The organism is Microbacterium sp. (assembly GCF_035277845.1).
Taxonomy (GTDB): domain Bacteria; phylum Actinomycetota; class Actinomycetes; order Actinomycetales; family Microbacteriaceae; genus Microbacterium.
This window is the reverse complement of sequence record NZ_DATEJS010000297.1, coordinates 1-8,178: the sequence shown is the minus strand read 5'-3', so window position 1 is coordinate 8,178 and position 8,178 is coordinate 1. Positions and strand designations below refer to the sequence as shown.

Sequence of the window (8,178 nt, the reverse complement as noted above, 5' to 3'; positions counted from 1 at the left end):
CGATGTCGAGCGAGATGTCGTCGAGCACGAGCGGGCCCGTGCCGAAGCGCTTGGACACGTGGTCGATGCGCACGGCGGGCGGCACGGCCGACGCCGCCGGGGCGGGCGCGGTGCCGTCGAAGCTCGGGAACAGCCGGGTGTCGGAGGTCATGTCGTGCTCAGTCCTCGCCGAGGCCGTCGGCCGACGCCTTGGCGGGCGCGACCTCGTTCAGCAGTCGCAGGTCGAACAGCCCGTCGATCGAACCCTTCTTCTGCGTGCCCGCGGCGAGGCCGTGGTCGACGAGCTCCTGGAAGGTCTGCGCCTGCGGGTCGGACGAGAACGTCACGTGCTGCAGGGCGCGCGCGAGCACCGGCGCGGGCAGCTGCCTGCCGGTGGCGGCCTGCAGCTGGGCGTTGATGGCGGCGGGGGCATCCTGCTTGTGGCCGTCGAGCCAGGCGATCGCGTCGACGTCGCCCTGCACCAGGGCCTTCACGGTCTGCGGATGCTGCCGCAGGAACTCCGCATTGACGGCGAGCACCGTGGTGGGGAACTTGCCGTCCTTCCACAGCGACGCCTCGTCGACGAGCACGTGTCCGCCCGCGGCGACCAGGCGCGACGCCCAGGGCTCGGGGAGCCAGGCGCCGTCGATCTTGCCCTGCTGGAACAGCTGCAGGGTCTGCGCGTTGTCCGTCGGGGTGATGCTCACGTCACCGCCGCCGGCGATGCTCGTCTGGTAGCCCTGGCTCTTCAGCCAGGTGCGCAGCGCCACGTCCTGCGTGTTGCCGAGCTGCGGCGTCGCCAGGGTCTTGCCCTTGAGCTGCTTCGCGTCCGTGATGTCCTTGGCGACCACGAGCTCGGCGCCGCCGCTCGTGGCGCCGGCGACGATCCGCACCGAGGCGCCCCTGGACTGGATGAACGAGTTGATCGCCGGGTTCGGGCCGAGGTAGGCGGCGTCGATCGCGCCGGCGCTCAGCGCCTCGATGGTGGCGGGGCCGGCGTTGAAGATCTGCGTCTGCAGCTTCGTCTTGCCGAGGTCCTTCTGCAGGATGCCCTCCTGCAGCCCGATGAGCGCGGGCGCGTGGGTGACGTTGGCGAAGTAGCCGAGACGCAGCTGGGCGGCGGCGGTGCCCTTGTTCAGATCGGCGGGATGCTGGGGCGACGCGGACGCCTGTGCGGCGCACCCGGCCAGCATCATCGCGGTCACGGCCAGGATCGTGAGTTTCGCGGTGCGGGTGTTCTTCATCGTCGCCTCCTTCGGGGGCTGTGACGTGTCCACGGAGGTGCGGGCACTGTTCTCCCCTCGACGCTAGGGCCCGCCGGATGCCGTGCGCGAGCGCGGTGTCACGCGGTGGAACGGGGCGTCACCGGGCGTAATACGGGGCGATCCGCGGGCGCGGCGTGGCGCCGATGGGCGGGCGCGGCGCCGATCCGTCACGAATGCACCCCGAACGTGGCCGTTCGTGACGGATTCGCGCGGAGCTCGCGAGCCGGCGTCAGTCCAGCACGGTGCCGGCGGCGAGCGTCGCGCCGTCGGCGGCGTTGATCACGAGGAACGACCCGCCTTCGCGGCTGTGCGCGTACGGCTCGACGGGCAGGTCGGCGGCGACGCGGATGCGGGCGCGGCCGATGTCGTTGACGGCGAGGGTCTCGGCCGGGTTGTGGGCGAGCGCGTCCAGGTCGTAGCGGGACTCGACGGTGACGATCGCCTGCACCGTGGCGGTGCCGTGCTTGACGAGCACGCGGGTTCCGGATGCCAGCGGGCGGGCGTCGAGCTGGAACAGCTCCGCCCCGAACTCGCGCCGGGGCGCGGGAAGCGTGCCGGCGGCCGCGATCAGGGCGCCGCGGGCGGCGTCGATGTCGGCATCCAGCTCCAGGGCGACGGACTGCCCGGCCGTGGCGCGCTCGGTGTGGCGTCCGGCGACCGAGATGCCGGTGACGGTGGTGCGGATGCCGGCGGGCAGCACCTCCACCGCGTCGCCGACCGACACCGTGCCGGTCGAGATGCGCCCGGCGGCGGCGCGGTAGTCGCGGTAGCGGGCCGCGGCATCCGGATCCTCGGCGAGGTGCGCGGCGAGGCCCCCCTGCGGACGCAGCACGAGCTGCACCGGCAGGCGGAAGTCCTGCTCGGCCGCGGCGTCGCCGGCAGGGAGGGTCTCGAGCAGGTGCAGCAGCGTCGGGCCCGCGTACCACGGGGTCTCCGGCGACGCGTCGACGATGTTGTCGCCCTGCAGCGCCGACACCGGGATGACGTGGAGGTCCCGGATGCCGAGCTCGTCGGCGACGCGGGCGGCATCCACGGCCACCTGCACGAAGGCGTCTTCGTCGTAGCCGAGCAGGTCGATCTTGTTGACCGCGACGATCACGTGCGGCACGCGCAGCAGGGCGACCACGGCGAGATGCCTGCGGGTCTGCTCGACGACGCCGTTGCGGGCGTCCACCAGCACGATGACGGCGTCGGCGGTGGTGGCGCCGGTGACCATGTTGCGGGTGTACTGCACGTGCCCGGGGCAGTCGGCCAGGATGAACGACCGCGTGCCGGTGGAGAAGTACCGGTAGGCGACGTCGATCGTGATGCCCTGCTCGCGCTCGGCGCGCAGGCCGTCGGTGAGCAGCGCGAAGTCGAAGTCGCCGTGCGCGAACCCGCGGTCGGCGGAGGTGCGCTGCACCTGGGCGAGCTGGTCGGCGAGGATCGCCTTCGAGTCGTGCAGCAGGCGGCCGACGAGCGTCGACTTGCCGTCGTCGACGGAGCCGGCCGTCGCGAAGCGGAAGAGCGTGGTCGCCTCGGCGGTCGTTGAGCGAGCGGAGCGAGCCGAAACGCGGTTCCCGTCGATTTCGTGCGGTCGCTGCGTTTCGTCTCGGCCCTGGCGGGCCTCGCGGGGCGACCGGGGGGTGAGGACCGGAGTCGATTCACTGCTCATCAGAAGTACCCGTCCTTCTTGCGGTCTTCCATCGCTGCTTCGCTGATGCGGTCGTCGGCGCGCGTGGCGCCGCGCTCGGTGAGGGTGGATGCCGCCACCTCGCGCACGATCGCGGCGAGGTCCGCGGCATCCGACTCGACCGCTCCGGTGCAGCTCATGTCGCCGACGGTGCGGTAGCGCACGGTGCGCTTCTCGACGGTCTCGTCCGGCCTCGCGGGGGAGAATTCCCCGATCGAGCGCCACATTCCGTCGCGGGCATATACGTCGCGCTCGTGCGCGAAGTACAGCGACGGCAGCGCGATCCGCTCGCGCTCGATGTAGCGCCAGACATCCAGCTCGGTCCAATTCGAGATCGGGAACACGCGCACGTGCTGACCCGGGGTGTGCCGGCCGTTGTACAGGCTCCAGAGCTCCGGCCGCTGATTGCGCGGGTCCCACTGGCCGAACTCGTCGCGCAGCGAGAAGATGCGCTCCTTGGCGCGTGCCTTGTCCTCGTCGCGACGGGCACCGCCGAACACGGCGTCGTGGCGGCCGGCGGCGATGGCGTCCAGCAGCGGCTGCGTCTGCAGCGGGTTGCGGGTGCCGTCGGCGCGCTCGTGCAGGCGGCCGTCGTCGATGTAGTCCTGCACGCGGGCGACCTCGAGGCGGATGCCGAGGCGCGCCGCGGTCTCGTCACGGAACTGCAGCACCTCGGGGAAGTTGTGCCCGGTGTCGACGTGCAGCAGCGCGAACGGCACGCGGCCCGGCGCGAACGCCTTGGTGGCGAGGTGCAGCACGACGACGGAGTCCTTGCCGCCGGAGAACAGCAGCACCGGCCGCTCGAACTCGGCGACCACCTCGCGGATCACGTGGATGGCCTCGGCCTCGAGCAGGTCGAGAGCATCGGGAGCGTGGTGCCCCGGGTCCGTTCGGGTGTCGGCGAAATCAGGCGATTCGGCCAGATCAGGCTGAATCGGGGCCGAAGCATCCTGAATTCGGCGATCTGCCTGATCTCGGCGACCGGGGGCGGCGGTGGCGAGGGCGTCAGAGGTCATACGTGGAGTCCGCATTCCGTCTTGCTGGACCCGGCCCAGCGGCCGGACCGGGGGTCTTCGCCGGCGGCGACCGGCTTCGTGCAGGGCTCGCACCCGATAGACGGGTAGCCGAAGTTCACGAGCAGGTTCACCGGGACATTGTGCTGCGCGGCGAAGGACTGCAGCTCGTCGAAGCTCCACGCGGCGACGGGGCACACCTTGACGAGGCCGTTGCGCTCGTCGAACGTGACCAGCGGCGTGTTCGTGCGGGTCGGCGCCTCGTCGCGGCGCACGCCGGTGAACCACACCTCGTAGCCGCCGAGGACCTCGTGCAGCGGCTGCACCTTGCGCAGGTCGCAGCACAGGGCGGGGTCGCGGGCGAAGAGGTCCTTGCCGTAGGCGGCATCCTGCTCGGCGACGGTCTGCTTGGGCTTGACGTCGACGATGTTGACGTCGAGCACGCGGGCGACCTCGTCGCGCGTGGCGTACGTCTCGGTGAAGTGGTAGCCGGTGTCGAGGAACAGCACGTCGACGCCCGGCAGCTGCTCGGCGACGATGAAGGGGATGACGGCGTCCGCCATCGAGCAGGCGACCGCGACGGCGTCGACGGCGAAGTTGCGGGCGACCCATGCGGCCACCTCGGAGGCGGATGCCTCGTGGTCGGTCAGCGAGCCGAGCTCGGCGTTGCCGGCCTCGGCGAGGGCGCGAAGCTCCTCCGCGGTGCGCTTGGCGGGCCGCTGCGTCTCATCGCGGGCGCTGCGCGCGTCCGTCCGCTCCTGTGTGCTCACTGCAGGGCCTCCTCGTCGGCACGGTGCGCCCACTGGGCGAACGTCTCGTCGGATGCGACATCCCGCTCGGCCACGAACCGGCGAACGACCCGCTCGACGTAGTCGGCGATGCCGTCCGCGGCGACCTTGAGGCCGCGCACGGTGCGGCCGAGGCCGGGCTCGTCGCGGTCGAGCGACGCCAGACCGCCGCCGAGGTGCACCTGGTAGCCGGGCACCTGCTCGCCGTCGATCGTGACGAGCTGGCCCTTCAGGCCGATGTCGGCGGTCTGGATGCGGGCGCAGCTGTTGGGGCATCCGTTCACGTGCAGGCTGAGCGCGTGCGGCACGTCGATGTCGGCGAGGCGCTCCTCGAGCTGGGCGACGGCGTTCGCGGCGTTGACCTTGGTCTCGACGATGGCGAGCTTGCAGAACTCGATGCCGGTGCACGCGATCGTGCCGCGGCGGAACACGCTCGGCTTGGCGCTGAGACCCAGCTCGCCGAGTTCGGCGACGAGCGACTCGACCTGCGCCTCGGGGATGTCGAGCACCACGATCTTCTGGTGCGGCGTGGTGCGCAGGCGCGTGGAGCCGTGCGCCTCGACGATCTCGGCGAGCTTCGTCAGCTCCGGGCCGGAGAGGCGCCCGACCGTCGGGGCGACGCCGACGTAGAAGAGGCCGTCCTTCTGCTTGTGGATGCCGACGTGGTCGCCGGGCGTCTTCGGCTTCGGCGCGGCGGGGCCGTCGGCGAGCTCGTATCCGAGGTACTCGTCCTGCAGCACCTGGCGGAACTTCTCGGTGCCCCACTCGGCCAGCAGGAACTTCAGGCGCGCCTTGTTGCGCAGGCGCCGGTAGCCGTAGTCGCGGAAGATCTGCGTGACGCCGTGCCAGGCATCCACCACCTGATCGGGACGCACGAACGTGCCGAGACGCTCGCCGAGGCGGGGCGTCGTGGACAGTGCGCCGCCGACCCACAGGTCGTAGCCGACGCCGAGCTCAGGATGCTCCACGGCGACGAAGGCGACGTCGTTGATCTCGTGCACGACATCCTGGCTGGGGTGCCCGGTGATCGCGGTCTTGAACTTGCGGGGCAGGTTCGCCAGCGACGGGTCGCCGATGAAGCGGCGCGAGATCTCCTCGATCTGCGGCGTCGGGTCGATCAGCTCGTCGGCGGCGATGCCGGCGACGGGGGAGCCCAGGATGACGCGGGGCACGTCGCCGCACGCCTCGGTGGTGCGCAGCCCGACGGCCTCGAGGCGGCGCCAGATCTCCGGCACATCCTCGACGCGGATCCAGTGCAGCTGGATGTTCTGGCGGTCGGTGATGTCGGCGGTGCCGCGCGCGAACTCGGTCGAGATGCCGGCGATGACGCGCAGCTGCTCGGTGGTCAGCTGCCCGCCGTCGATGCGCACGCGGAACATGAAGTACTCGTCCTCGAGCTCTTCGGGCGTGAGGGTCGCGGTGCGGCCGCCGTCGATGCCGGGCTTGCGCTGCGTGTACAGGCCCCACACGCGGAAGCGGCCGTGCAGGTCGGTCGGGTCGATGCTCTTGAAGCCGCCCTTGGAGTAGACGTTCTCGATGCGCTCGCGCACGCTCAGGCCGTCGTCGACCTGCTTCCACTCCTCGTTCCCGTTCAGCGGCGCCGTGCCGTCGATCTTCCACTGCCCGTTGGGCTTGGAAGACGGGCGCGGGGGTCGGGCGCGGTCCCGGGGCGCGGTAGGGGGCGTGTCGGTGAGGCTCACAACTTTGAAGGTACGGATGCCGCGGCATGTCGTCACGCCCGCTGTCACGTGATGGAACGGAGCGTCACGCAGCGTCACACAGTTGACGTCCGCGCCGATGCCTCCCGCCCCGCCCCGCCCCGTCCGTCGTGTTGTGTTGACTTGCCCTGGATGTACACCGCCGACGGCGTGTCGCGTACATCCAGGGCAAGTCAACGGAGGAGGAGACCCGGCGGGAGGGGGTCCGGGGCGGCGCCGGGGCGGGAGCAGGGGTCAGCGGTCGCCGCGCTCCAGCGGACGCCTGCGCACCAGGCGGGTGGCGGCGGCGGCCGCGATCACCGCGACGAACAGCCAGCCGGACAGGGAGAAGGCGGCGCGGGGGCCGGCGACCTGCGCGGTCCAGCCGGCGAGCAGGCCGAGGAACGGGCTCACGCCCATCAGCGACATCGTCCAGATGCTCATGACCTGGCCGCGGATGCCGGCGGGCGCCGCCAGCTGCACGTAGGCGTTGGCGCGGGCGACGAACCAGATGCTGACCCCGCCGACCAGCAGCAGCCCGACCGCGAACGTCTGCCAGACCGGGGCGACGGCGCTCGCCAGCACGAGCACCCCGGTGACCGCGGCGAGCAGCAGGGTGCGGCCGAACGGCGGCGCGGTGTGCTGCGTCGCGGCGCGCACGGCGCCGAGCAGCGCCCCGCAGCCGAAGACGGCGATCAGCATCCCGTACCCCTGCGGCCCGATCGCGAACTCCCCGTCGGCCAGCAGCGGCACCGACACCGTGAGGTTGAACAGCAGCCCGGACGCCATCGCGAGCAGCAGCACGACGAGCACGTCCGGATGCCGCACCGCCCAGCCGAGCCCGGCCCAGACGCTGACGCGTCCGTCGCCGGGCGCCGCAGGCTCCGCGAACGACGGCACGTCGCGGTTGCGCACCACGGCCCAGATCGCGGGCAGGTAGGCGACCGCATTGAACACGAACGCCGGCACCGCGCCGCCGAGGGCGAGCAGGATGCCGGCGACCCCCGGACCGAGCACGCGGGCGAGATTCATCACCACCTCGAACAGGCCGATCGCCGCGGGGATGAGGCGCCGCGGCAGCAGGTCCTGCACGTAGATCTGGCGGGCCGGGGCATCCACCGCGGTGACGATGCCGGTGGCGAGGGCGACGGCGTACAGGAACGGGATGCCGTCGAACCCGCCGACTGCGGCGACGACGAGGATCGCGCCGAGCACGAAGTACGCCAGCTGGGTGGCGAGCAGGATGCGGTGCCGCGCGAACCGGTCGACGACGCGCCCTGCCCAGGGCCCGGCGAACAGCACGGGCACGAAGATGAGGAACGACAGCAGGGCGAGCGCCACACCGTCGTGCGTGCGGCTGACGATGATCCACGCCATCGCCACCACCTGCGTGTTGGCGCCGGAGGCCGAGAAGATCTGCGCGGCGAACCACCGCCGGTACGGCGCGACCCGCAGCGCGGCCCGCGGCCCCGGCCGCTCGTCCGCGCGATCCGGCCGCGCGACCTCCGGATCCCGGGTCACGCCCGCGCGACCCACTCGTCGACGGCGCCCGACGACAGCACCTGCTGGGTGACCATCATCGTGGCCCCGAGCACACCGGCGGTGTCACCCGCCTGCGACTGCACGATCGCGAGGTGCTGGGTCGCGAGCGGGATGCTGCGCCGGTAGACGACCTCGCGCACGCCGGCGAGCAGATGTTCGCCCGCACGGGCGACGGCGCCGCCGATCACGATGACGCGCGGGTTCAGCAGGTTGACCACGGTG

7 protein-coding genes are annotated in these 8,178 nt (G+C 71.9%); all 7 read right to left on the bottom strand.

What is annotated here, in order from left to right; genetic code table 11:
- Positions 1 to 158 precede the first annotated feature (158 nt).
- The gene (locus VJR25_RS13015) at positions 159 to 1,223 is read right to left on the bottom strand and encodes an ABC transporter substrate-binding protein (RefSeq protein ID WP_324115685.1); all 1,065 of its coding nucleotides are present in this window, start codon (positions 1,221 to 1,223) and stop codon (positions 159 to 161) included.
- A 250-nt stretch (positions 1,224 to 1,473) separates the two neighbouring features.
- Positions 1,474 to 2,898, bottom strand: coding sequence for a sulfate adenylyltransferase subunit 1 (locus tag VJR25_RS13010; RefSeq protein WP_324115682.1), 1,425 nt, complete (start codon positions 2,896 to 2,898; stop codon positions 1,474 to 1,476).
- Positions 2,898 to 3,932: a sulfate adenylyltransferase subunit CysD gene (gene cysD, locus VJR25_RS13005; protein WP_324115680.1), complete on the bottom strand. Its 1,035-nt coding sequence runs from the start codon at positions 3,930 to 3,932 to the stop codon at positions 2,898 to 2,900. Before cysD ends, VJR25_RS13010 begins: the two co-directional genes overlap by 1 nt.
- Complete coding sequence (locus tag VJR25_RS13000) at positions 3,929 to 4,699, bottom strand: phosphoadenylyl-sulfate reductase (protein ID WP_324115678.1); 771 nt, start codon at positions 4,697 to 4,699, stop codon at positions 3,929 to 3,931. The genes cysD and VJR25_RS13000 overlap by 4 nt, the downstream gene beginning before the upstream one ends.
- A complete protein-coding gene (locus VJR25_RS12995) occupies positions 4,696 to 6,417 on the bottom strand; it encodes a nitrite/sulfite reductase (protein ID WP_324115676.1) in 1,722 nt (573 codons plus the stop codon). Before VJR25_RS12995 ends, VJR25_RS13000 begins: the two co-directional genes overlap by 4 nt.
- A gap of 252 nt (positions 6,418 to 6,669) precedes the next feature.
- Positions 6,670 to 7,935 (bottom strand): MFS transporter, encoded by a 1,266-nt coding sequence (locus VJR25_RS12990; RefSeq protein ID WP_324115674.1) that lies wholly within the window; start codon positions 7,933 to 7,935, stop codon positions 6,670 to 6,672.
- Positions 7,932 to 8,178: ROK family protein (locus VJR25_RS12985; RefSeq protein WP_324115672.1), on the bottom strand; the 247-nt coding region annotated here is incomplete at its 5' end. The genes VJR25_RS12985 and VJR25_RS12990, both read right to left, overlap by 4 nt.

Coding starts and splice junctions, on each gene's coding strand:
- VJR25_RS13015 (WP_324115685.1), bottom strand. CDS start 1,223: ATGAAGAACACCCGCACCGCGAAACTCACGATCCTGGCCGTGACCGCG.
- VJR25_RS13010 (WP_324115682.1), bottom strand. CDS start 2,898: ATGAGCAGTGAATCGACTCCGGTCCTCACCCCCCGGTCGCCCCGCGAG.
- cysD (WP_324115680.1), bottom strand. CDS start 3,932: ATGACCTCTGACGCCCTCGCCACCGCCGCCCCCGGTCGCCGAGATCAG.